Raw genomic sequence first — 24,504 nt, forward strand, 5'->3', positions numbered from 1 at the left:
TGTTTGGAGGTAATTGGTTATGGAAATGAAAGATATCGTTATTATCGGCGGAGGCCCGGCGGGGTTGGCGGCAGGTCTCTACGCGGCAAGGGCTGCTCTGGATGTTGTGTTGATCGAGCAGGGCGCCTTGGGTGGGCAGGCAGCCGGTACGGAGCGTATTGAAAATTACCCCGGGTTTGAAGAAGGGATTGGCGGACCGGAGTTGGCAAGACGGATGGACGTGCAGGCAAGGCGCTTCGGGTTAAATGTGCTTGATACCAACGTACAAAGGCTGTTGCGTATGGAAAACGGCTTTGCCGTAAGGACCGGGGAGGGAGAGATTGTCACCAGGGCGGTGATTCTGGCCAGCGGGACTCAGCCGGGAAAATTAGGTATTAAAGGGGAGGAGGAACTCCACGGGCTGGGTGTGTCCTTCTGCGCCACCTGTGACGGGGCATTTTTTAAAGGCAGGACGGTCGCGGTTGTCGGCGGCGGCGATGCCGCGGTGGAGGAAGCGATATTTTTGACCCGTTTTGCCGAGAAAGTATATATCATTCACCGGCGGGGCGAGCTGCGGGCGACAAAAGTCCTTCAGGAGAGGGCGAGGCGCAATCCAAGAATTGAATTCATATGGCATTCCGTAGTGGAGGAAATCCTCGGCGCTTACTTTGTCGAAGGGATCCGGGTGAAAAACGTACAAAGCGGCGATGTGGAGGAGATAAAAGTTGACGGAGTATTTCTCTATGTCGGTACCAGGCCCAACGCCGGGCTGGTTCGCGATTTGGTAAAACTGGACGACCAGGGTTATGTAATCACCGATGAAAACATGGCGACAAGCTGTCCCGGCCTTTTTGCAGCCGGCGATGTGCGCAAAAAGCTGCTTCGTCAAGTCGTAACGGCCGTTGCCGACGGCGCTACGGCAGCCGTAGCAGCTGAAAAATATCTGGAAAGCATTGCGCGCTGAATCAAAGACCAGTTGGTTAATTGGAACAAGCGCCGGGTATCAGCTCAATGATTCTAAGGCAGGAGCCGTTTTAACCGGGCGCTGAGCCAGCCGCAGGCGTCACACCCCTTATTCAGTAACCGACCTCTGGGCGCGGGCGCTCCGCAAAACGGACAGGTTTCCAGAATATCGCGGCGGGCCTCCCGGAGCAGACGGACCCACGGACGTAAAGCGTCCATATTACCTGCAAAGTAAGCTTTTTCCGTATTAGTGCGGCCCAGGTAATGCATTTCCAATACCAGCTTGCCGTCCGGGCCGCTCATAATATCTTCTGCGATAAACTCTACTGCCAGCACATCAGCGGCTGCCATGCGGAACGACAGGCTTTGTCCGGAGCGTCCCAACCAGCATAGTGCGCCATCCCGCACGCAAAAGGCGCCGGACTGCCAGGCAAACTTGCCGGCGCCGTCTGTCGTCAAGTACCAGATTGTCTCGTCTATATCTGGAGACGCAAGATTAATGTCTTTGGAGCCGGCCAGGGCTTGCGCTTTTTTCAGGGTGTCAAATAAGTTCTGAATGTCTACACAATGCAGCCGCACCACGTCGCCGGAAGTCATGGTGAGCCAAACTTCCTGCCTGTTTTGATCGCTGAAGTGCGCTACCTGCCGGGTATCAATTCCACTGATCAGCCATAAATTAATATCCAGCAGCGTTTCTGAGGGTTCCTGCTGGTAGAGCAGCAGGCGGCGATTGGTCAGGTGAATCAATCCCGGCCGCCAGGCGGAATAAATACCCTTGCTGTACCAGCAGGAACCAAACAGGGTAAGGAGCAGTTGCTCTCCATCTTCCAGGTGTGGACCTGCCTCGACCTGCTTTTTTTTAGCTACGGAGCGGATGGCCTCATCCCAGTCCGTCATAAAACCGTAGCGCAGCATGGTGGACATGCCGCCCAAGGCCAGTCGTAAATTTAGTCCAAGCAGTGGAATGCCGGACACAGTAACCACCACGTCGCTATTTAACATCAACCCTTTAGTTAAAAGACGGTCGAGAAGATCGTTGAGCGTCGTTTCCCGGCGTTGCAAAGGATATTGTTGTTTGCTCTTGCTCACCATATCTTCTACCTCTCAAATGAACAAACCATGATTCTTCAATAATAAACTATCAATTGAACTTGCACAGTGCGAATGAATTCGCGATGGACAACCGAGAATTAGTATTTAAGTAGGCATAGCAAGCTGGCCGACAAAACTGTAAGGCGGCCAGGGACCGGTAAAATCCACTGTTAAACCATCATGCTGTTGAATTTTCGCCAGCGCGGCGCCTAATTCCGGCAACCGGTTTTTCTGTACCAGACAGGAGAGGTTGGCGACCATGCGTGCTCCGGGCGATGTCTTTTTTATTTTTTCTACCTGTATATCTGAGCATAAAGGACGTAGCGCCCGGTAAACTTTTCTGAAGTAAACCTCCACAATATCTTCCAGGGCTTCCTTAACCGCTTGTTCCAGCTTTTCCCGATAAAGATAGCGTGCTCCTTCCGGCTTGCCCTCCAGTTCACGCTGAAGTTTTTGCAGGTGGGGGTCTTCCCGCAAGGCGGCCTGTTTTAAAGCTTCTTCAGGCGCCAGGATTTTGACAGCATATTCTTCATTATCTTTCAGGCGCTCAATCAGCGATTGCAGTTGCTCGCTTTCCTGTGACAGCCATTCTTGCAACACATTTTGCGGAGGGCGGTCAGCAGCGTAAATTATGGTATTGAAACCAAAGGGTAAGATAGTATCCAGCTTTTCTTTAGCACGGTCCAACACATCCTGATGGTCGAATAACCATTCTTTGGCCTGTTCATCGTTGTCCGGCCGGTAGGGTTCGGCGGCACAGTCATGTACAACGGCGCATAAGCCTGCAGCGGCCAGGGAATAAACCCGGCTACCGTCAATACCGGTAATGCTCAGTTCAATTCCTGTTTTTGCAGCGGCAACGCCGTAAAGATACAAACCTGCGGGCTCTTGTGCAGCCGGTTGAGCCTGCCGGTACAGCTGCTTCTGAACCGGCGTTTTTAGAATATCAGTAAGTATTACATCATCCGAGGGTTCCAGCGTTGCCGCAGGTACCTGGTTTAAGGAATCCACTATGTTTTTTTGACGCGCCATTTCTTTCAGAACGATGTGGACAGCGTCCTGGACGGTTAATTGCACAATTTCTTGTACTGCAGTTCGTATTTCTTTTTCCAGTTCCATTCTTTCCAGTTCAGCTTTTACCAGCATGCGCACCAGCGTCTTCACCGTGGGCACGTTCCGGTCAGCAGTCTCTTTTGTGCCTTCGTCTGCCTGTTGATTCATTCTTTCACCCCTCAATCTACTTCTTCTTCCCAACGACGGGGATTAAGGATCCGGTCAACCACATCGTCGACGATACGATCCAGACCGTCCCGGATATTTTTTACGGACTCGGTTACACCTTGCTCCAACTTCATCTCTTCAATTGCCCGGTCCAAATCACGTAGTGCCCGGCCTAATCGCTCTATTTCATTTTCTTCCAGGCTGCCGTCTTCCATGCGGGCCAGTGCCTGTAATTTTAGAGCATCTTTGATGATTTCAAGCAGGGCTATGACAAGGCCGAGTAAACCGTGTTTTAAATTATCAGCATCGATTTCCAGAGGCATGACTGTACCTCACTTATTGGTATTAGAAGATCAAAATGATCACCGGTCGTTTGAATGGTCGAATCTAATCATTACGATACCATTTCGGCAGGTTACTTCCGGTTGACAGGAGTCTGCCCTGTCATTGAGATCAACAATTACCACCAGTTCGTTGCCAGTTTCAAATACATCAACAAGGGGCTGCCCTTTGGCCGGTTTCGACAAAAAGGCGGGCTTAAGCCACCAATGGTAATTTATTTTTTCACCTGTCGCCTGATCAACACGGCAGGAGGCAAATTCTACAACCGGCTCGCCTAAAAAGTTTGTGGCAACGGGGTTAATTACCTGGCGCAGGCAAAGTATAACCTCCATGTCGCTGTCCAGACCGGCTGCGCGTGCCAGGTCGCTTAGTTTTGCATGGCCGTGGCTGCACAAGTGCCACCATATAGCCCTGCTCCGGCAATCCAGTGCAGCCAGGAATTGTTTCATTTTGGATCATCCATTTTCATTGTGATATCCCTCTTTCTGTCAGTATTTAAGGCAAAGATGCGATAGTCTCCTTTTGTTTTTTCGCTCTGGCCGGAATCCATCCGCACCATGGGCACCCCTCAGTCAGGAGTTCTTCCTTCGGTATTCGCTTTTCACACTGCGGGCAATTTTCTTTTTCGATAATGGCCTCTTTCCAGGCGGCGGTTTCAATGTTGGTACCCGAGGGGAATTCCAGGCCATAGCGGGCAGCTGTTTCAAAGGAAGCAAGCGCCGCCCTTATTTTTACTCCCAGCAGTTCCACCCCGGCCACGGACACTACGATATCGGCATTAATAACTATGCCTTTGTCCAGCAGGCGGTCTACCAGAACCACCAGCGTGTCTTCATCTCTTTGTTTTCTGGGTCGCAGCCCATTTTCCATGCAAAAACCTCCAACCTCTTCTTATTCTGTTACTTCAGGCTGAGCTTTGTGCAGACCGTCCGGCGCCGCCCACGACTTGAGCTCCGCCAAGGCCAGGCGGAAATGCTTATTGCAGAGCGTTATAGCTGGAGGTTCCGGTTGAGACTTGAAATTTTCGGCCAAATACTCGCGCACTGCCGCAAGCGCTGCCCGGTTGCATAGATGGCGGATTTCCGCACCGGAGAAACCTGCTGTTTCGGCCGCCAACCCGTCCAAATCTACATCTTCCGCCACAGGCCTTTTCCGGGTGTGCACAGCCAGGATTTGCCGGCGGGCGGCAGAATCGGGAAGCCCCAATTGCAACTGCAGGTCAAAGCGGCCTGGCCGCAGCAGGGCCGGATCGATCAAATCCAGCCGGTTGGTGGCGCCCAGCACTACTACCCGCCGTAATTCTTCAATTCCGTCCATCTCGGTCAATAGTTGGCTCAACACCCGCTCTGCGACAGCCCCGCCCCCCATGCCACGGGAAGAAACCAGGGCGTCTATTTCATCAAAAAATATGATGCAAGGCGCTGCCTGACGCGCTTTGCGAAAAACCTCCCGTACGGCCTTTTCAGATTCTCCCACCCATTTGGATAAAAGGGAGGGGCCTTTGATGGAGATAAAGTTGGCGTTGGCCACGTTGGCCATCGCTCGCGCCAGCAAGGTTTTGCCTGTGCCTGGCGGCCCGTACAGGAGTATTCCTCGCGATGCCTGTGCTCCCGCCTGAGCGAAGAGCTCTTCATATTTTAAGGGCCATTCAACAGTTTCACAAAGGTGCTGCTTGATCTCGTCCAGTCCTCCTACATCTTCCCAACCCACGTTAGGCACCTCAACCAGAAATTCCCTGGTTGCCGACGGTTCAACTTCTTCCAAGGCCTGCAGAAAATCCTGCATGGATACTCGCAGCCTGGCGACCAGGTCGGGGGGAAGCCCCTCCGTGAGCGGTTCCAGATGGGGCAAATACTTTCTGATACGATGCATGGCTGATTCCCGGCAGAGAGCCAACAAGTCTGCTCCTACGAAGCCACCTGTTAATTCTGCCACCCGCTCAAGATCGACATCCTCTTCCAGGGGCATGCCGCGGGTGTGGATCTGCAGGATCTCCAGCCTTCCTTTGTAATCAGGCACGCCAATGGTTATTTCGCGGTCAAAGCGGCCGGGACGGCGTAGGGCGGGGTCCAGCGCATCGGGGATGTTGGTGGCGCCGATGACGATCACCTGGCCGCGCGAGTTCAGTCCGTCCATTAAGGATAGCAGTTGGGCCACTACACGTTTCTCGACCTCTCCGGTAACCTCGACCCGCTTGGGCGCAATAGCGTCGATTTCATCCAGAAAGATAATGCTCCTGCTCTTTTGGGATGCCTTTTCAAATATTTCCCTTAACTTGGCTTCGCTTTCACCGTAAAATTTATTGATAACTTCCGGTCCGTTAACGGATAAAAAATAGGCGCCTGCTTCATTGGCCACAGCACGTGCGATCAATGTCTTGCCTGTGCCCGGAGGGCCGCACAATAACACACCTTTCGGTGGTTCAACACCAAGGTGCTGAAATAAAGCCGGATACTTGAGGGGCAGTTCAATCATTTCCCGAATCCTGCCCAGTTCCTTACCCATGCCGCCGATATCCTCATAGGTGATTTGATTGGCTTTTTTTATACCCGAGCCTTTGAGCTGCAACACTTCCACCACGGTGTCCTTTTTTAGCAGCACAAATCCTTCGGGTATCGTGTCTTCTACCACAAATTCCTGGTTTCTTAAGCCCAATAATGAAATTCTTACCTTGTCTCCTTTAATCAGAGGCATGCCTTGCAGCGAACGGTTGATAAAAGCAGCGTCCATCTGGTTAGTTCCAGAGCCGATAGGGGTCATAATTATTTTTTTGGCGTTCCGGCCGGCCACACTGCTGACTGGAACCGTGTCACCGAGGCTAACACCGGCGTTTTCCCGGATAATCCCATCAATTTGCAGTAATTTTTTACCCCTGTATTCGGAGTGGGCGGGCAGGACCCGGGCAGCCGTCCGGCGTCCGGCGCCGATAGCCACCAGTTCCCCGATTTCCAGTCCCAGCGCCTGGATATCGGCAGGGTCCAAACGGGCGATACCCCTGCCGACATCCTTGCCCAAGGCCTTGGCTACAATAAAAGTTAGCTGCTCATTCAATTTAAATGATTCACCTGCTTTTAATACTTAGTCCTGCACGTCTAACAGTACTTCCAGGATGCCGTTACGGATGGATCTTCGCATAGTGCCAGGTTTTACCCGGTGAGGCAGAGTTATAGATTTGTTGAAAGGCTCATCCTTGGCCCATACGGTTAAATAAAGGATATTTTCTTTGATGTGAAGGACTATATCTTCATATGAAACTGTAGGTATCTCTACTACTACCCGGACAAAGTGACCCTCGTCAAATACGTCTATTACCGGATCGCTATTTTTAAAGATAATATCCTGCTGTGCGCCGCTAGGCATAGTGTCGCAGGCGACGGGAGGTTTTTTCCCCGGCAAACCGGTCTTCAAGGTAAAACCATAACAGCCGCCGAGCCTCTTACGATCCGTTAAATTGCCGAAGGTTCCCATCCTGTTGATCTCAGTATTTCCCTCGGAATCCAGTTTTTGTACCAGATCAACCATCTCACCGATGCCTCTCAGAATACTTCCCAGAATACCGCCATCGCTATCGTTTTTCAATAAATAACACCTCCGGCCGGCCGGATCGCTCCGGGGTTATCGAAAAGTTCTCAAAAAAAAAGCTTTTCCAAGCACATTACAGGTTTTGCTTGTATAGTATATGGGATGCTCCGACAGATGTGACGGGAGCGGAAGTAATAATGACAGAAAAGTCGGAGGGTTTCTTATTCTGAGTATTCATCCGATTCCTCTTCCATTTGTTCCTTATATTCTTCAATTTCCTGAAGGCGTTCAATCAGGGTATTCTCCATACGTTCATACATTTTTTCGCTTATTTCTCCAATATCTAACAAATATTGAAGCCTGCGGAGCTCTTCATATACTTTTTCTTCATCACAGAATTCCTTCATAACCTCTTTATGAATTTCTTTAAATACAAACATGAGCCCTTTAAATGGAGACAAAAGTATATCGTCAACTATAAACATAAACTACCTCCAGGTCACCAGTTAACCTTAACGAAATTATAGGGGGTCCAGGGGCCTGAATACTTAAAGATGAATCTTTCCTGGTACTTATCATACAAATCTTTTACTGCTTGATCGAAAATTTCAATATGCTCACTTTTTACAAGAAATGCCGCGTTAAAGACCATTTTTTCACCGGTAACGGGGTTGAGAACGGAGTCGTCCGCCAGTTTTTTTAGTGGCTTAAAAATCAACCTGACATATTCATCTCTTTTATCCAGAACCTTTTCCTCAATAATCTTGCCTGCCTCTATAGCGATAGCGTACCGGTCCTTTTTCCTGATGCCATATTCTTTTTTCAATGTCTCGATCTTTTTGTCTCCAATTTCTTTTACAAAAGCATCCTGTTTCCAAAATATTTTTAACCCAAGCTCTATCCGGCCTTTGATTTTGCTCAACAAGTGGTTTATTTCATCAAAATTTTTATCCAATATTTTCTCTGCCTCGTTATTGTTCTTGAATACAGTTCCAAATCTCAGGGGCAGGAGATCGATTATTTCTTGCAATTGCGTGACAACTTTTTGATGATTGAGTATATTTTTTCGAGTGGGTTGCCAACTGGATTGCGCTGCTTTCTTAACAATGACGGCGATTCCCCGGTGGGAAATAAAAAAAAGATCAGTGGGAAGCTTGGCGCGTAAATCTCTTTCCTGCTCCAACTGAATAATGCAGTATCCATAAAGTCCTTGGGAGATTTTCATTCATCCTCACCTATTTTTTGCGAATTTAAAAGGTTACCGGTAATTATGGTTACAAGGTAGGCCTTATAAATATTTATCAATAAGTGAAAGGACATGGGGATATATTTCCTTTTGATTTATTATCTTGTGTCTGCTTTCAGAAAACAGTATTTCCGCCACCATATTTTTTGTTATACTGCTTCTATATTTTCTAAAATCTTCATTATTCAAAACCTTGGCGATTTTGATGCAAGTCCTGACGGTACAGGTTTTTGATGATGAAACAAAGGACCTGTAGTCCCGGACTATGTCAACAATTTTGCCGGCATCTTCATCACTCAGGCCGGAATTGGCCATGGTTATGGCAACCTCAGTCTCCCGGTCCATTTCGCTCAGCTCGATCGTGACCATGCGATCTTCCAAGGCAGCCTGTGTTTTGTGCACTCCCGCGTATTCTAAGGGATTACTGGTAAATATGATGCGAAATTCAGGATGCACTGTTATCGATTGTTTTTCCGCATCGAAACCCGGCAGAAATAAAACGCCCTCTTCCAATACCGATAGCAAAATATTATTTATGGTAGGGCGGGTTCTGGAAAACTCGTCATAAACCAAAACATGCCCGTCCCGGCAGGCCTTGGTTAGTTGTTTATCAAGCCATCTGAGTTGAAAATCTTCTTCAATTGTATAAACATTATGGATAAAATTATCAATGGTTTTCTTACGGCGGTAACCATAGTTGCCCCCAATCAAATCTGCAGCGCTGAAGTCGTTATTTCCGTATATAATACTGAAAGGTCTTCCAAGGGACCTGGCGACCTTGAGAGCAAGTGTGGTTTTTCCGGTTCCCGACGGCCCGCTAAAATGTATTGAGAGCCCTGCGTTGAGGTAACTTAGAGCCCTCTCGCAAATTTCGCTTAAAAATGTTGTTTCAACAAAACTTTGGTTTTTATTGAAAATCTTTTGTTCAGGCAGCTTGAATCACCCCTATTAGTCAAAAAAATTGTTTTCTTCTGAAAGAAGAAAACAGGAAACAAAAACATCTTTCATGAAGCAGAATAAAACGAACTCTATATAACTGTTTTACAGTCTTTAAGGCTGTTTTATCTAGGCTTTTTCTTCTTCCTTGTCGGGTTCAATGGGGTAAATTGTCAGTGAGCCACGCTCCATTAAGGCTATCCTTTCAAAGTTTGTTACTTCGTACTTATTATTCAAAGAGACATCGTATATAGCCATGAGATCACCCTTGGCGTGTCTTCTCATGTATTCTACTTCTTCAGGTACCTCTATTTTTACTTTCCAACAGTCTTCTTCCCGGCTAACCCCAACAATCTTTCCCGGTTTGCCTAGTACTTCAGAAAAAAAATCTTGCACAGTTATAATAACCTTTTTTATAACCATGCTATTTTCTCATGGCCGCCAATGCGCCGGCAGCATCGCTACGATCTTTAAAATAGGCATATAATATTTTAGAGACTTTTTTTTCGTTCTCCGAATTTTTTATTTTTAATTGCTTTTCCGTTTCCGCGCCAAGCCGTAGCCTATTGTCGTAGTACTTGCTGACAAGATCGGTTGTTTGTTTTATGATACAATCAATGTTAGCTGTTCTATCTTTGCAACTATTTTTAAACATGTCACACCAGGATTGCATACTTATCGTTAATGACATGGGATAACCTCCTTCAATATGTGTTGATAATTGCCGGGACCATTATCTGGCCCCGGCAATATCTTTTTTATGCGGCGTGCGGATGCGGGTGTGGCCCGGCCGTTAGTCCAACAGCTTCAGCGTACATCAACCAGGTTTCAACGGAAGCGATAACGACGCGAGCTTCAATAGCCAAAAGCTCGATGCCGACGAGGGCTACCCTTACAAAAGCGTCAATTACTATACCTTTTGTCAGGATTCTGTCAACAACTTCGGCCAAACTTGATGCTTGAATACTGTGTCTCATAATATTCTCCCCTTTCTTTGGTTTTAATATATGGTATTAAAACAAAGGTTGTTGTGTTACATACAGCGTCTGCCTGGTAAGGTATATATTTTTACCAGTACATTAAAATGGCATTATTGGATATATTGACTTAAAAATGATATCTATTATACCGCTCGTACCATCTTTCTGTCAGCATAATGTCCGCAGAATTTATCCTGTTCAACAGACCAGTCAGTTATATAGTGGTTCATGTTCCATTCCACACAAACTTGTGTGGAAGATAGTATCAGATTGGAATAGGTCCTAATCCATTCGGGGCTGATATGCTTAAAGGCGAAGGTTCCACTTTTGCAGATAAGAACGATCCAGTAATAGTTACCGCACCGGCTGAAGGAAAAAATACTTTCGCTGGCGCACCCGCTGCCCGGACAGTGACGCGCCAGCTTCGATTCTGGTTTTACCTTGCCGAGTATCTCCAATACTTCGGATAACTGAGAATCCTCATTGATAATTTCATCCATAAAAAATCCCCCTTAAAATAGATATGTTTTGACCGGTTAACACATGATATGCCAACAATATCCAATTCGTTACATTTACTTATTAAATGATTGCAGCGGGTGGGATAGGTTGCTGTTAAAATTCTGCAAAAAAAGAACGCCCTTTCGAGCGAACATACTGGTTTGAAATCAATACAAAAATTATCTCTTAATCAGGGTTGTGTCTATGTCCTTAAGGTAGCGATTAACCTTTTAGGATTTAACAGCAGGTCCAGCCCGGCGTTGATATCATTGACCACAACGTCTGAGGCTTTGAGGGCCAGGGTGGAAGTCCCCTCCGGACCGAGCACGGCCACGCCTACGGCCGCGCGGGCAAGCATGAGCGCGTCGTTGTTGCCGTTACCTACAGCCATAACCCCTTCCGGGCCAAGTGTTTCAACATATTGCTCTTTTTCAGGGCCGCCTGTTGCTGAAGTAAGGATGTGAATGACTGCTTTTATCTCCCGGCATGAAGATTTACACAACCCAAAAGTGTCTGCCGTGATGATATGCACCTTTACATTTTCCGCCAGTAGGTTGAGCCTTTCCTTGACGCCAGGGATCAGGTTGCCGTCGCACCCCAAGGTCCCGTTGTAGTCCAGGACGATATGCTGAAAAGTTATAGCGCCTCTACCTGGAATAGTGATTGTAATCATAATCCACCTCAAGTTCTGTATGTTTCTAATACTGCACTCTACAAGTATTTTAAATGATCAACCTCAGACATGTAAATTCGAAAAAGTCACATGCCATTTAAAACCCCTGTCCGACATGTGGTAATTTTTCCAGGTGATTCTGAATATAATTTGGAATAATAAGGTAATTGGACAAGGGGTGACTGTCATGGCCGGGCGCTGGTATGCCTTAACCGGGGAAGAAGTTCTGACGAAGCTGCAAACCGATAGTAAAAAAGGTCTTAATGAGAAAGAAGTTAAAGAAAGGTTGGAGCGTTTTGGTCCCAATGAACTGGCCCGTGCCGCCAAAGTGTCACTATGGAGTCTTTTTGCAAACCAGTTCAGAGATTTTATGGTCCTGGTGCTGCTGGCGGCTACCTTTATATCAGGACTGTTGGGCGAATATGCCGATGCTGTTACCATTATGATTATCGTGGTGGTTAACGCCATTCTTGGTTTCGTCCAGGAGTGCCGTGCCGAGCGATCTATAGAAGCTCTGAAACAGCTTACCGCGCCGGAGGCCAGGGTGGTACGCAGCGGCCAGGAACGCAAAATTCCTGCCTCGGAGCTTGTTCCCGGGGACCTGGTCTTATTGGAAGAGGGCGACAGGATTCCAGCCGATCTGCGGCTTTTGCTGACCGCCAACCTGGAAATAGAAGAGTCATCTCTTACCGGCGAGTCTGTACCCGTACGGAAGCGGGAAGAAGCTCTGCCCGGTCAGGAAGTTGCCCTGGCTGACGCCCGCAACATGGCCTACCTTGGCACCGCGGTTACACGCGGGCGCGGGCGGGGTGTGGTAATCCACACCGGCATGTCTACAGAGATGGGGCAGATATGCGGCATGATCCAGGAAGCCGGCCAGGAAGAAACCCCGCTGCAACGCCGCCTGGGACAGCTCGGCAAAGGGCTGGTGGCTTTTTGCCTGTTGATTTGCGCGTCGGTGGTAGTGGTGGGTATTGCCCGGGGCGAAGAAGCTTACCAGATGTTCCTGGCCGGGGTTAGTCTGGCGGTAGCTGCTATACCTGAAGGACTCCCCGCCATTGTAACCGTGGCCCTGGCCATAGGGGTCCAGCGGATGATCCGGCGTCATGCCATCATTCGCAAGCTGCCCGCTGTAGAAACCCTGGGCTGCGCCACGGTAATTTGCTCTGATAAAACCGGTACCCTTACCCAGAACCAGATGACTGTCAGGAAGGTTGTCATAAATGGTGATGTGTTTGATATAACCGGAGAAGGCTACGATCCCAAGGGTGAATTTGAGGGAAGAGGGGACATGCGGAATATAAAGTTTACCCTGCTGATGAAGGCGGCGGCCTTTTGCAACAATGCCGTGCTGGAACGGGGAGGAGTCAGTGTCGCAGGGCTTTTCAGAGGATTAGTGAAGGGACGGCCCGCTCATGACTGGTCGATCCTGGGAGACCCTACCGAAGGAGCGCTCTTGGTGATGGCCGCCAAGGCCGGTTATTGGCGGGAGAGGCTGGAGCTTAAAGAGCCGAGGATCGCCGAACTTCCCTTTGACTCGGACCGCAAGCGCATGACTGTCCTGCACCGGCAACCATCCGGCAAGGTTGCGGCCTATGTCAAGGGAGCGCCGGACAGTATTGTTGAACTCTGTACCCACACTTACCGGGGCGGGATCGCGGTCCCCCTCTCGACGCGGGACAGGGAAGAAATCCTGCGCCACAACGGGCTGCTGGCAGAGAAGGCCCTGCGCGTGCTGGCGTTTGCCTACCGGGAGCTGCCGGCCGGAGCGGAAGAATTATCGGAGGAGGCTGTTGAGCAGAGGTTGGTTTTTTTAGGTCTGGCCGGCATGATCGACCCGCCGCGGCCTGCCGCCGTAACCGCTGTTCATACCTGTCACAGAGCAGGCATCAAAGTAGTTATGATTACCGGCGACCACCCGTTGACAGCCCGCGCCGTAGCGCTAGAACTGGGCATTCTGTCCAAGAAAGGCGATATCCTGACGGGCACTGAAATTGACCGGTTATCGGACAAGCAACTGCAGGAGGCTGCGGGGGAGGTATCCGTATATGCCAGGTTGTCGCCCAAGCACAAGCTCAGGATTGTCCGCGCCTTAAAGCAGTCGGGCCATGTGGTGGCGATGACCGGGGATGGGGTTAATGACGCGCCGGCGGTTAAGGAAGCTGATATCGGCATCGCCATGGGGACGACCGGGACGGATGTCACCAAAGAAGCCTCGGCCATGGTGCTGTCGGACGATAATTTCAGCAGTATTGTCGCCGCTATCGAAGAAGGCAGGGGCATCTACGACAACATCCGGAAGTTTATTCGCTACCTGCTTTCCTGCAATGTGGGGGAAGTGCTGACCATGTTTCTGGCCGTACTGGGGGGCTTACCCCTCCCGCTGGTACCGATCCAGATCCTGTGGATGAATTTGGTCACCGACGGCCTGCCGGCCATGGCCTTGGGGGTTGACCGGTACGACCGTGACATTATGAACCGGCCGCCGCGCCATCCCAAGGAGAGTGTGTTTTCGCACGGCATGACCTGGCGTATTGGCCTCAACGGGGTGGTAATAGGAGCCGGTACCCTGCTTGCCTTCCGGATCGGCCTGTCACTGGGCGACCTGGCCCTGGCCAGGACCCTGGCTTTTAACACCCTGGTGTTCTTTCAGTTGTTTTATGTTTTCATCTGCCGTTCCGAATTTCACAGCATTCTCGAGGTGGGGCTGGGAACCAATCCCTATCTGGTGGGGGCCGTTCTGTTTTCCGCTACGCTGCAGCTTGCCTCGGTATATGTGCCATTTCTGCAGCCGGTCTTCCACACCGTACCTTTGAACGGCGAGCACTGGGCCATTATCCTGGCGATTTCTTCAGCTCCTATTGTCTGGGGAACCCTGTTCAGGAGCCTTGCGGAACGTGCCAGGGAAAAAATAATGTATCTGAAAGTATAAGTAAACAGTGCCCTGGGCCTGATAATATGAGGATTTATGATTAATATTTCCAAAGCGCCAAATGGATTTAGTTTGGCTATACAATTATTTCAATTTATGGTTCTTGATTTTGGTAAGATTAGATGTATAATATAAGTTAATTAAATTATTATAAGAATACAGAAACAGGGTTGTTTCTTATACTTGGAACTGAGTAGTTTCCATGAGGTAATGAAGCCTCATACGGGTCACCAAAAAGGTGGCCTGTATGAGGTTTTTTATTTCCATAGAAGAACTTGAAAGGAGGACCGCTGTTTTACATTTTGATGTATCACAAAGGAGGTATACATAGTGAAAACACCGCAGGACGTTCTTGCTTTAATCAAGGACAAAGATGTTAAAATGGTTGATGTCAAATTTATCGATCTACCTGGCATCTGGCAGCACTTCACCGTACCCGTATCAGAGTTTGAGGAGGGAATATTTGAAGAAGGACTTGGCTTTGACGGTTCCAGTATCCGCGGGTTCAGGGCCATCGACCAAAGCGATATGGTCCTTATTCCAGACCCGGCCACAGCCTGTATCGATCCCTTCTGCCAGGTGAAGACCCTCAGTATTGTTTGCAATGTGTTCGATCCCGTATCCGGTGAAAGGTACAACCGCGACCCCCGCGGGATAGCTCAGAAGGCGGAAGAATATTTAAAAGCCAGCGGTATAGCGGACCAGAGCTTCTGGGGCCCGGAAGCGGAGTTCTTTGTGTTCGATTCCATTCGCTATGACCAAAACCAGCATTCGGGCTACTATTATGTTGATTCCGTGGAAGGAATCTGGAATTCCGGCCGGGACGAAAATCCGAACCTGGGCTACAAGCCCCGCTACAAAGAAGGATATTTCCCCGTACCGCCCACGGACAGCCAGCAGGACATGCGTACCGAGATGGTCCTGACCATGCAGGCTGCCGGCATTCATGTAGAGTGCCAGCACCACGAAGTGGCTACCGCCGGCCAGGCTGAAATTGATATGAAGTATGGCACGCTCACCAAAATGGCCGACCAGGTAATGATGTTTAAGTATATCGTTAAAAATGTGGCCAGGAAATTCAACAAGACGGCGACCTTTATGCCGAAGCCGCTCTTCCAGGACAACGGTACCGGCATGCATGTCCACCAGAGCCTCTGGAAGGACGGTAACCCTTTGTTTTTTGATGCCAACGGTTATGCCAAGTTAAGTGAAACGGCCATTTATTATATCGGCGGCCTGTTGAAGCACGCCCATGCGCTTACAGCCCTGACCAGTCCCACCACCAACTCTTACAAGCGGCTTGTTCCCGGGTATGAAGCCCCGGTAAACCTGGTGTATTCCATGCGGAACAGGAGCGCGGCGGTCCGTATTCCCATGTATTCCAACAACCCCAAGGCCAAACGCATCGAGTTCCGGCCGCCCGACCCGTCCTGCAACCCCTACCTGGCCTTTGCCGCCATGCTGATGGCCGGTCTTGACGGGATCAAAAATAAAATTTACCCGGGTGAACCCATGGACAAGGACATTTTTGATCTGCCCGCCGAGGAGGCCAAAGAAATCCGTTCCGTACCAGGGTCACTGGACCAGGCTCTTAAGGCCCTGGAGAGTGACTATGAATTTCTCCTGGAAGGGGGCGTCTTTGACAAGGATGTGCTGGATGCCTGGATTGATTATAAAATAGCCCGTGAAGTTGACGCCATCAGACTCAGACCTCATCCGTACGAGTTTATGCTTTATTACGACATTTAAACTTACAATTTTGGCCATAGCGCTTAGTCGATAATTTTGGAATTTAGGCCTCTGGTTAACACAACGGAGGCTTAAATTTCAAGCTGACGGAGGGTTAGCCCTTGCCTTACGGAACCATTGAAGAAGCTTTTCTGAACTTCATAGCCGGACTGGAGTTAACAGAACAAAGCGTTGCCCCCGCAATGGCAAAAAGTCAGCAGCTCATTGAGTTGGCCGGGAGAGAATTGAAGGTCAACGGCTCCTTTTTCGGGGGCCCTTACCGCAGGGGGACAGGTGTGCCTTCCGACACACTCAGGCTGCACCTGGTCCTGGGTTCCAAATATTACTATAGCTACCGGGAAAACTCAACCAAACTGCTTTACTTCCTGAAAAACAGGTTATCGAAATTTGCCGGTAATGCCCTGGTAGGGGAAGACGGGATGGTTATCAGAGTGAAAAGCCCGGGGGTTGACCTCGACCTTGTACTCTCAATAAAACTAAAATCATTTGGTTACCTTACGCCCAACGGCCTTGGCGGCTGGTTTAAGTCTAATCCGGATAAGGAGGAAGCGCTATTTAAGGCAAAAGACAAAGCCTCCTCGGGTAGATTTTTACAGCTGGTTAAGGTAATCAAAGCGTGGAACCTTTCAGCCGCCAGGCCGTTTGACCCTTACTATCTGGAGTTGCTTGTCTACTACAGGGTTAATGATTTTAACAAAACGTACGCGGAACTGGTACATTCTCTTTTTGCCAGCATGCGTATGTTTCTGCCGGAGTTTTTAAACTGCCCCGCGGCGGATGAGGTTATATCATGCGGCGCGCCGGACGGGGTCAGAAAGCTGGTTATCGAGAAAGCCTTCGATACAACCGCCAAGGCTATAAATGAATGTGATGTCGACAAGTCTTCAATACTATGGAGATCTCTGCTGGGAGCAGAATTTGGGAGGAGCAAAAATGACTCCGGTTACCCCGCTGGATAGCGGGGTTTGTCTTTTTTTGAAAAATGGTCTATACTGGTTCTGATGCAAAATATGGTGGAGGAAAACATGGAGCTTCCAAAGCGCTTAGCCGCGCTGGCGGCATTTATACCATACGGCAGTATTGCCGCCGACATAGGGACCGACCATGCTTACCTCCCAATTTTTCTTGTTAAACAAGGAATATGCCGTTTTGTAATTGCTACCGATCTGAGGGAAGGACCATTCCAGTCAGCAAAACACAAGATTAAAGAGCACACCCTGGAAGACCGGATAATTTTGCGCCTGGGAGACGGACTGCAACCGTTAAAGCCGGGCGAGGTCGAGGTATTGGTCCTGGCCGGGATGGGCGGCAACACGATCAGGGGCATCCTGGCTGGGGCGCCGCCAACATTGGCGGGAATTAAAAGGCTGGTAATGCAGCCAATGACCGACGCGGGGGACTTAAGGAATTGGCTGGCAGCTAACGGTTGGAAAATTGCCGATGAGGAACTGGTAGAAGAAGAAGGCCGGATATATGTTGTCATTGCCGCCGAACCGGGATGTGAAGTTACCTGTGACCCGCTCTATTTGGAGCTGGGCCCCAGACTGCTGGAGAAAAAAAGCCCGTTGCTGGAAAGGTACCTGACCAGTTTTATGGTTAAGTACGAGCGTGTTCTGGCGGGGCTGGCCCTCGCCCATAGTACGGCGGCCAGGGAAAAAGCCCTGGAAATCGAGGCAAAAGTGGCTAGAATCAGGGAGGTCTCGGCATGCCTGTAAAAGTCAGTGAGATAATTCGTCTTATTGAAGAGGCTGTGCCTCCATATCTTGCGGAAAAGTGGGATAACAGCGGCTTCCAGTTGGGGGCACCGGAAGATAAAATCGCCCGCGTCCTGCTCGCGCTTGATGTCAACCCAGTTGTGGCCGCCGAAGCACGGGAAAAAGGCGCTGGTTTAATTGTGAGCCACCACCCGCTTTTTTTTAAACCGGTCAAAGCTATCCGCTTTGACCGTGCGGAAGGTGAACTGATCCGTTACCTCATCTCCCACAAGATTTGCGTTTACGCGGCCCATACCAACCTTGACCTGGCGGAGGGAGGGGTGAATACAGCGCTGGCCCGGAGGCTCGGTCTTAACGACCTTTCGATATTGCAAGAGGCCGGCCGTGACGCATATTTTAAGCTGGCTGTGTTTGTCCCGATGGGACACTTGGACCAGGTCAGGTCCGCTATCGCTGAAGCCGGCGCCGGCTGGATCGGCAATTACAGCCACTGCACGTTTGCCGTACCTGGCACTGGTACCTTCAAGCCGCTGGCAGGCGCCAATCCGTTCATCGGCAGTATCGGAGAAATAGAGCAGGTGCAGGAAATAAGGCTGGAGACCGTAGTTCCTGCCAAACGGGTAAACGGGGTCCTGCAGGCCATGAGCAAGGCCCACCCTTACGAAGAGGTCGCCTACGATCTCTATCGTCTGGACAATCCCGGCGCGGCTTATGGTCTAGGCAGGGTTGGCGCGCTTCCCCAGCCGATGCCATTGGGACGGTTTGCCGAAAAGGTGAAAGATGTCCTGGGTTTAGCTGCCCTGCGCTTTGGGGGATCCCTTGAGGAAACCGTCAGCAAGGTGGCCGTGTGCGGCGGATCGGGCGCCGATCTCTGGGAGGCAGCCTTGTCTTGCGGAGCCGATACCCTGGTCACCAGCGATATCAAGTACCATACAGCCCAGCAAATACTGGACGCCGGACTCAAATTTGTGGATCCCGGGCACTATGGCACGGAAGCAGTGGTCCTGCCGGAGCTGCAGAACTATCTCCGGAGTCGCTGCCGCGAATTGAACATGGATATTGAGGTAATCTTGTCTGAGACCAAGACGGACCCGTTTGAGTATCTTTAGGATAGGAAATATTCCTATCCTTTATTAATTTTGTCGAGGAGAGAGGTTTGCTATGCTCGATTTAAAACCGCTGTGGGAAATCCAGCTGCTGGATAGTCAGAGGAAGGCGCTGGAGATAAAGTTGAAGGAGGGGCAGATTTCCAAAGACTTAAAGGCTCTCAGGGGTGAAATAGAACAGGGCCGGGCGGACTTTGATAAGTTAAAGGAAAAGTATAATAGTTTAAAAAAAGAGCTGAAAAAAAAAGAAATGGATGCTGCCGCGGCAACTGAGCAGGTGGATCATCTCGGGCAAAAATTATACAGCGGTACTATCACCAACATCAAAGAAATCAACACCAGCAAAATCAAGCTTGACAGCTTGAAGAGCGTCGTCAATAAAACCGAGGATGAAATCCTTAATATCATGGAGCATCTGGACAGCCTGCGCGCTCAGCTGGAGAAGAAGAGCGTAGAGTTAAATAAAAAAGCCGATGAGTTTCGTAAGATGCACGGCACATACCTGGCCAACCAGCAAAAGATTAAAAGTGTTTTAGCCCAGTTGCCCCTATCAAGACAAAAAATATTGGATAAACTGGATATTGACCTCTGGAACAAATACCAGGAGATGAAAAAAAGGTTTAATGACCCCCTGGCCAAGGTCGAAAAAGGGATCTGTCTGGGCTGCCGGATGGGGATATCCTTCAACGACCTGCGCCTTTTAAAGCATGGAGCAGATCTGGTATACTGCAGCAACTGCGGCCGGCTTTTATTCTGGGAAAGGTAGACCGGACAAGTCGGAGCGCGAGATTTGCAATTATTATATATTTAGTGATATAATATGTTATATAAATGCTAGTGAGTAAATCAGGTGGTCGCGGGCGCAAGGCCGAAAGGTGGCGCCTGAGGAAAGTCCGGGCTCCGCAGGGCAGGGTGCTGGGTAACTCCCAGTGGGGGCGACCCCAAGGAAAGTGCCACAGAAATGCAGACCGCCCGCCGGAAGGTTTGACCTTCCGGTGTGAGGCAAGGATGGAACGGTGCGGTAAGAGCGCACCAGCGGCCGGGCGACCGGCCGGCTAGGTAAACCCCACCTGGAGCAAGACCGAATAGAGGAACATAGGGACGGCCCGTCCCGTTCCCGGGTAAGGTCGCTTGAGGCGGCTGGAAACAGTCGTCCTAGATAGATGATCACTTAACGACAGAACCCGGCTTATCGATTTACTCACACGTCAATGACGGAATACGCTCTAAATTGGGCGTATTTTTTAGTTTGTGGGTTTCTAAATTTATTTCTCTGTCGATTGACTAAAAAAACTTGACAATAGTTCGATGTCTAACTATACTGTGAATATGAAACAAAACAATGCGCTTTCCCTAATAGGCAGGATAAGAGAAAAAGCAAATAAGTTTATTATCAGGGAACTCGAAAGTCATGGAATTAAAGGGCTTGTTCCTTCTCATGGTGATATTTTAGTTATCCTTTTTCATGGAGAGAAATACACTATGAAGGAGTTAGCAGATAAAATTAATAGGACAAAGCCAACAGTTACTGTATTGATAGATAAGCTGGCGGAGTATGGTTTTATTCAAAAGGAAAAAAGTTATACGGATAGTAGAGTAACCTATATAAAATTAACCAATAAGGGAATTGAACTGAGACCAATTTTTGAGGATATTTCTGAAAAGCTTAATGCCATGCTCTATGGTGATTTTACAGATGAAGAATCAGAGGTTTTTGAAATGTTATTGAATAAGGTAAACTCCAGACTGGATAAACAAATATGAATCACATATAATCTAAGGATTATTTTTTTGCGTATATAGTTAGACGTCTAACATGATGAAAAACCTGGATATGGAGGTGTGCTTGTAAACAGAACAAAAAGATTAAATTCTAAAAGGAGAAATGCAAAATGGAAGCATTACAAGCAATCGCAAAGAGAAAGAGTACGAGGAGCTATACAACAGAACAGATTTCAGACAGACAGTTGGAAACACTTCTTTTCGCAGCAGATGCAGCTCCAAAGGCAGGAGGGGCAGAGGGATGCGTGCATATTTCAGTAATTCAGAACAAGGAACTGCTCAGAAAGCTGATTCAGGCAGCAGCAACAGCTTTTTGTCAAGGAGAAGGCTACACCCCATTTTATGGGGCGCCAACTTTGCTGGTTATTTCTGGTAACAACGAAACCCCATATGGCGGAGCAGGTGCAAATGTAGCATGTGCCGGAGAAAATGTGCTAATTGCAGCAACTGCTTTGGGTCTGGGTTCAGTCTACTTGACAGGCTTTTTGGCCGCATTTTCTGTAGCTCCTGAACTGATAAAAGAAGTGGGGGTGCCGGAAGGATTTACCCCGTTAGCAGGAGTAATTGTGGGCAATACAGCAGAAAAAGAATTTATGGAAAAAGAATTTAAAGTTGGACGGTACGTAAACTACGTCAAATAGTAACCCGCTTATTGATTTACTCACACGACAATGAAGAAAAACGCCTGAAAAGGGGCGTTTTTCTTTATAAAATTATTAACCTCAATTACCATAATATTATCTATACCTACCATGATGAGTTTTTATGGAATGAACATTACTTTGCCGCTTCAGAATTACCCGCATGCATTTGCCTTGACAATAATCATATCAATCACGTTATCATGCATATTAGCTTATGTATTTACAAAAAGGAAATTCCTTTAAAAACGTATCCTAACATAAATTAACTAAAATAATAAAATTATTAAAAACGCCTGAAATAGTGGCTTACTTCTTCTGTATGCGATTGCGAAATTGAAAAAAAATTTAGAAATTTTTCAGATTTCGACAATATGAATGAAGGAAATGTGAGATATTTGTCTAAATAAATAAAAAAAGTATCGTGCCATATTCTGGAGGTATTACTGGTGAGTGTAAAATTAAGTATACCTGGTGGGCTGAGAAGAAAAGCTTTGGATACTTATATTAACCGTCGTGAAATTTGTGATTACCAGAATAAGTACGGATCTCAGTTTGTCAATGAGGAAATTTTAAAAACACCTGAGTGCGCGATGCTTCTTACCCAACTACGTAACATGGAGGAACGAATTCAAAAAAACGAGGAACGCTTTCAAACCTTTGTAGACAGTATGCTGGATTGTTTTGCGGTTTATTCGGCTGTGCGGGACAAGTCCGGGAAAATCACAGATTTCCTGCTTGAATATGTTAATGACGCAGCATGTCACAACTTCAAAATGACCAGAGAGGAGCAGATCGGCAGGAGCTTTCTGGAGTTGCGTCCCCTTTATAAAGAAGCGGGCATTTTCAATGAATTCTGCTTGGTTGCCAATCGAGGTGTCCCTTTGGTCAGAGAAAAAATGACCTATGAGGATCCTGTAAAAAAAATTATATACGGGATGTACGATATCAGGGCCGTGAAGCTGGGTGATGGGATTGCCGTCACCTGGCGCGATATAACAGAACATAAAAAGACGGAAGAAGCCCTGCGCCATTCGGAGGAACGTTTTTATAAAATCTTTCACACCAGTTCAATCATTCAGACGCTTAGAAGACTTGAAGATTTCAGGTATATTGACGTAAACCTGACATTTGAACGGGTATTGGGGTATAGCCTGGAGGAGAGCCTGGGCCGTTCATGTATGGATTTGAACTTATGGCCGGAAGTGGAAGATCGCCAGAAATATATACGCGAAATTAAAAAACATGGTATAGTCAGGAACATGGAGGTTAAGCTTAGAGCCAAGTCGGGCGAAATCCGGATAGGTCTGTTGTCGGCGGATGTCATAGCCCTTGGTGGAGAACGGTGCGTATTAACTAACTCCATTGATATTACCGAAAAGAAGCAACTGGAAATAGAGATGGCCCGGCTCGAAAGGTTCAACCTGGTTGGCGAAATGGCTGCCGGGATTGCTCACGAGATAAGAAACCCAATGACCGCGGTTAAGGGTTTTCTGCAATACTTGAGCGGCAAAAAGGATTGTGTGCAATACAAAGAATACTACGACCTGATGATCCTCGAACTGGACCGGGCCAATGCAATTATTTCTGAATTCCTCTCCATTGCCAGAAGCAGGGCGGTGGAGTTGAAGCATCACAACCTCAATGATATTATTGAAAGCTTGTATCCCCTTATTCAGGCCGACGCAATGGTAAGTGACAAGGAGATAAAAATAGAACTTGGAGAAATAATAAACTTAAACCTGGACGAAAAAGAAATACGCCAGTTAATCCTAAATTTGTTCCGGAATGGGATGGAAGCCATGCAACCCGGCAAGCACCTGACTATCAAGACGTGCCTGGATAACGGCAAAGTAGTCCTGTCCGTGCAGGATCAGGGTACGGGTATTGATCCGGAAGTCCTTAAAAAGCTGGGTACTCCGTTTTTTACCACCAAGGAAAAGGGAACCGGCCTGGGTCTGGCAGTTTGCTACAGCATCGCCGCCCGCCACAACGCCACCATCAAGGTTAAGACCGGATCTGAAGGAACTACATTTTTCGTAAGATTCGCCAAACAGTGAGGCTGCTAATTGACATCAAATAAGACCACCATCAGAACTGGAGAAAAAGCCGAAGTGCTTATTACCGGGATCACCCACTCAGGAGCAGGTGTGGGTCGTTACCATGGGTTGGCAGTATTTATCCCCGGGACATTGCCCGGGGATAAGGTTTTAGCCGAGATTTTAGAAAAGAAAAAAAATTATGCGGTAGCGAGGCTGTTGGAAATCCTGGAGCCTTCTTCCTGCAGGCTTGAGCCGCAGTGCGTCCACTATGCCGCCTGTGGCGGCTGTCGTTTGCAGCATGTGTCTTATAAGGAGCATTTGAGGCTGAAAACTGGTCTGGTCCAGGATTCTTTAGCCCGTATCGGGGGTTTGGGTGATGTAGTGGTTGGTGAGACCGTGGGTATGGAGCATCCCTGGCACTACCGCAATAAAGTCCATTTTAAGGTTGAAAAGCAAGACGGTCGCTATCAACTTGGTTTTTTTGAAGAGGGCTCCCATAATCTGACCGGTTTTTTCAGCGCCGGAAACTGCCGGCAACCTGGTTGCCTCCTGGTAGACACCGGGTTGAACCAGTTGGCCTCCCTCTGTGGGACACTCCTTAACAAGTACGGAGGAGACCTGGAACGGGAGCCTGTTTTTTTTAGACACCTGGTATTGCGTAAGGCTTTCTTTACAGGCGAAATGATGGCCGTAGTCGTTACAGGAAGCCGGGATTGGCCGCGCGAGAAGGACTTTGCAAGTGAGCTTATGTCCCAACAGCCGGGGATAACCTCCCTGGTCCGCAACATCCACACAGGTTTGTCCGGGGAGATTATGGGCAAGGAGTTCAGGCTTCTGGCAGGCCGGGACGCTATCTATGACCGGTTGGCCCACCTGACCTTCAGAATATCACCCGGTTCATTCTATCAGGTCAACCCGCTTCAGACAGAGGTCTTATATAGCAAGGTCGAGGAGTACGCAGCCTTGACCGGAAGAGAAACGGTGCTCGACGCCTACTCCGGGATCGGTACCATAGCTTTATATCTGGCCCGGCGGGCCGGGCAGGTATACGGTCTCGAGGTTGTCTCCGCGGCGGTTGAAGA

The 24,504-nt window shown here is 48.7% G+C and carries 27 protein-coding genes and 1 other RNA gene; 13 read left to right on the forward strand and 15 right to left on the reverse strand.

The features are described from left to right. Positions 1 to 19: 19 nt before the first annotated feature. On the forward strand, positions 20 to 943 hold the full coding sequence (gene trxB / locus Psfp_RS10765) for a thioredoxin-disulfide reductase (RefSeq protein WP_134218543.1): 924 nt from the start codon (positions 20 to 22) through the stop codon (positions 941 to 943). Between the two features lie 53 nt (positions 944 to 996). Here trxB and Psfp_RS10770 read toward each other — a convergent pair whose 3' ends face one another. From Psfp_RS10770 to Psfp_RS10840, 15 genes are all read right to left on the reverse strand, one after another. Beyond that, on the reverse strand, positions 997 to 2,034 hold the full coding sequence (locus Psfp_RS10770) for a gas vesicle protein (RefSeq protein ID WP_134218544.1): 1,038 nt from the start codon (positions 2,032 to 2,034) through the stop codon (positions 997 to 999). 105 nt (positions 2,035 to 2,139) lie between these two features. Beyond that, the gene (locus Psfp_RS10775; protein ID WP_134218545.1) at positions 2,140 to 3,255 is read right to left on the reverse strand and encodes a GvpL/GvpF family gas vesicle protein; all 1,116 of its coding nucleotides are present in this window, start codon (positions 3,253 to 3,255) and stop codon (positions 2,140 to 2,142) included. A gap of 11 nt (positions 3,256 to 3,266) precedes the next feature. After that, on the reverse strand, positions 3,267 to 3,578 hold the full coding sequence (gene gvpK, locus Psfp_RS10780) for a gas vesicle protein GvpK (RefSeq protein WP_134218546.1): 312 nt from the start codon (positions 3,576 to 3,578) through the stop codon (positions 3,267 to 3,269). A gap of 39 nt (positions 3,579 to 3,617) precedes the next feature. Continuing rightward, positions 3,618 to 4,046, reverse strand: coding sequence for a hypothetical protein (locus tag Psfp_RS10785; protein WP_134218547.1), 429 nt, complete (start codon positions 4,044 to 4,046; stop codon positions 3,618 to 3,620). Positions 4,047 to 4,092: 46 nt separating this feature from the next. Beyond that, positions 4,093 to 4,467, reverse strand: a complete 375-nt coding sequence (locus Psfp_RS10790) for a gas vesicle protein (protein ID WP_134218548.1) — start codon at positions 4,465 to 4,467, stop codon at positions 4,093 to 4,095. Between the two features lie 21 nt (positions 4,468 to 4,488). Then, complete coding sequence (locus Psfp_RS10795; RefSeq protein WP_134218549.1) at positions 4,489 to 6,648, reverse strand: CDC48 family AAA ATPase; 2,160 nt, start codon at positions 6,646 to 6,648, stop codon at positions 4,489 to 4,491. Between the two features lie 27 nt (positions 6,649 to 6,675). After that, positions 6,676 to 7,176 (reverse strand): Hsp20/alpha crystallin family protein, encoded by a 501-nt coding sequence (locus Psfp_RS10800; RefSeq protein ID WP_134218550.1) that lies wholly within the window; start codon positions 7,174 to 7,176, stop codon positions 6,676 to 6,678. Between the two features lie 164 nt (positions 7,177 to 7,340). Continuing rightward, positions 7,341 to 7,604, reverse strand: coding sequence for a gas vesicle protein GvpG (locus tag Psfp_RS10805; RefSeq protein ID WP_134218551.1), 264 nt, complete (start codon positions 7,602 to 7,604; stop codon positions 7,341 to 7,343). A gap of 14 nt (positions 7,605 to 7,618) precedes the next feature. Further along, complete coding sequence (locus Psfp_RS10810) at positions 7,619 to 8,344, reverse strand: GvpL/GvpF family gas vesicle protein (protein ID WP_134218552.1); 726 nt, start codon at positions 8,342 to 8,344, stop codon at positions 7,619 to 7,621. A 63-nt stretch (positions 8,345 to 8,407) separates the two neighbouring features. Then, complete coding sequence (gene gvpN / locus Psfp_RS10815) at positions 8,408 to 9,298, reverse strand: gas vesicle protein GvpN (RefSeq protein ID WP_134218553.1); 891 nt, start codon at positions 9,296 to 9,298, stop codon at positions 8,408 to 8,410. Between the two features lie 132 nt (positions 9,299 to 9,430). Beyond that, positions 9,431 to 9,724, reverse strand: a complete 294-nt coding sequence (gene gvpO / locus Psfp_RS10820) for a gas vesicle protein GvpO (RefSeq protein ID WP_134218554.1) — start codon at positions 9,722 to 9,724, stop codon at positions 9,431 to 9,433. 1 nt (position 9,725) lies between these two features. Beyond that, on the reverse strand, positions 9,726 to 9,992 hold the full coding sequence (locus tag Psfp_RS10825; RefSeq protein WP_134218555.1) for a hypothetical protein: 267 nt from the start codon (positions 9,990 to 9,992) through the stop codon (positions 9,726 to 9,728). Positions 9,993 to 10,059: 67 nt separating this feature from the next. After that, a complete protein-coding gene (gene gvpA / locus Psfp_RS10830) occupies positions 10,060 to 10,278 on the reverse strand; it encodes a gas vesicle structural protein GvpA (RefSeq protein ID WP_134218556.1) in 219 nt (72 codons plus the stop codon). 146 nt (positions 10,279 to 10,424) lie between these two features. Beyond that, on the reverse strand, positions 10,425 to 10,781 hold the full coding sequence (locus tag Psfp_RS10835) for a hypothetical protein (protein WP_134218557.1): 357 nt from the start codon (positions 10,779 to 10,781) through the stop codon (positions 10,425 to 10,427). A gap of 203 nt (positions 10,782 to 10,984) precedes the next feature. Continuing rightward, positions 10,985 to 11,455, reverse strand: coding sequence for an HAD family hydrolase (locus Psfp_RS10840; protein WP_134218558.1), 471 nt, complete (start codon positions 11,453 to 11,455; stop codon positions 10,985 to 10,987). A gap of 187 nt (positions 11,456 to 11,642) precedes the next feature. Between Psfp_RS10840 and Psfp_RS10845 the strand changes: the two genes are divergently transcribed. The 12 genes from Psfp_RS10845 to rlmD all read left to right on the forward strand — a co-directional run. Beyond that, entirely contained in the window at positions 11,643 to 14,387 is a 2,745-nt protein-coding gene (locus Psfp_RS10845; RefSeq protein WP_134218559.1) for a calcium-translocating P-type ATPase, SERCA-type, read from the forward strand. Between the two features lie 327 nt (positions 14,388 to 14,714). Further along, positions 14,715 to 16,136 (forward strand): type I glutamate--ammonia ligase, encoded by a 1,422-nt coding sequence (glnA, locus tag Psfp_RS10850; RefSeq protein WP_134218560.1) that lies wholly within the window; start codon positions 14,715 to 14,717, stop codon positions 16,134 to 16,136. Positions 16,137 to 16,237: 101 nt separating this feature from the next. Further along, positions 16,238 to 17,095 (forward strand): hypothetical protein, encoded by an 858-nt coding sequence (locus tag Psfp_RS10855; RefSeq protein WP_134218561.1) that lies wholly within the window; start codon positions 16,238 to 16,240, stop codon positions 17,093 to 17,095. A gap of 66 nt (positions 17,096 to 17,161) precedes the next feature. Further along, the gene (locus Psfp_RS10860) at positions 17,162 to 17,851 is read left to right on the forward strand and encodes a class I SAM-dependent methyltransferase (protein WP_134218562.1); all 690 of its coding nucleotides are present in this window, start codon (positions 17,162 to 17,164) and stop codon (positions 17,849 to 17,851) included. Further along, complete coding sequence (locus tag Psfp_RS10865; RefSeq protein ID WP_134218563.1) at positions 17,842 to 18,960, forward strand: Nif3-like dinuclear metal center hexameric protein; 1,119 nt, start codon at positions 17,842 to 17,844, stop codon at positions 18,958 to 18,960. Before Psfp_RS10860 ends, Psfp_RS10865 begins: the two co-directional genes overlap by 10 nt. 52 nt (positions 18,961 to 19,012) lie before the next feature. Next, positions 19,013 to 19,723: a C4-type zinc ribbon domain-containing protein gene (locus Psfp_RS10870; protein WP_134218564.1), complete on the forward strand. Its 711-nt coding sequence runs from the start codon at positions 19,013 to 19,015 to the stop codon at positions 19,721 to 19,723. Positions 19,724 to 19,795: 72 nt separating this feature from the next. Continuing rightward, an RNA gene (gene rnpB / locus Psfp_RS10875) (RNase P RNA component class A) lies at positions 19,796 to 20,165 on the forward strand. A 121-nt stretch (positions 20,166 to 20,286) separates the two neighbouring features. Continuing rightward, positions 20,287 to 20,721 carry a MarR family transcriptional regulator gene (locus Psfp_RS10880; protein ID WP_134218565.1) on the forward strand — a complete coding sequence of 145 codons (435 nt, stop codon included), beginning with the start codon at positions 20,287 to 20,289 and terminating at the stop codon, positions 20,719 to 20,721. Between the two features lie 128 nt (positions 20,722 to 20,849). Beyond that, positions 20,850 to 21,380, forward strand: coding sequence for a nitroreductase family protein (locus Psfp_RS10885; protein ID WP_134218566.1), 531 nt, complete (start codon positions 20,850 to 20,852; stop codon positions 21,378 to 21,380). A gap of 66 nt (positions 21,381 to 21,446) precedes the next feature. After that, positions 21,447 to 21,626: a CorA family divalent cation transporter gene (locus Psfp_RS10890; protein ID WP_282434337.1), complete on the forward strand. Its 180-nt coding sequence runs from the start codon at positions 21,447 to 21,449 to the stop codon at positions 21,624 to 21,626. Between the two features lie 203 nt (positions 21,627 to 21,829). Next, positions 21,830 to 23,440, forward strand: a complete 1,611-nt coding sequence (locus Psfp_RS10895; protein WP_134218568.1) for a PAS domain-containing sensor histidine kinase — start codon at positions 21,830 to 21,832, stop codon at positions 23,438 to 23,440. Between the two features lie 9 nt (positions 23,441 to 23,449). Continuing rightward, a partial coding sequence (gene rlmD, locus Psfp_RS10900) for a 23S rRNA (uracil(1939)-C(5))-methyltransferase RlmD (protein WP_134218569.1) occupies positions 23,450 to 24,504 on the forward strand: 1,055 nt, incomplete at its 3' end.

This window comes from Pelotomaculum sp. FP (genome assembly GCF_004369245.1).
Lineage (GTDB): Bacteria > Bacillota > Desulfotomaculia > Desulfotomaculales > Pelotomaculaceae > Pelotomaculum_C > Pelotomaculum_C schinkii.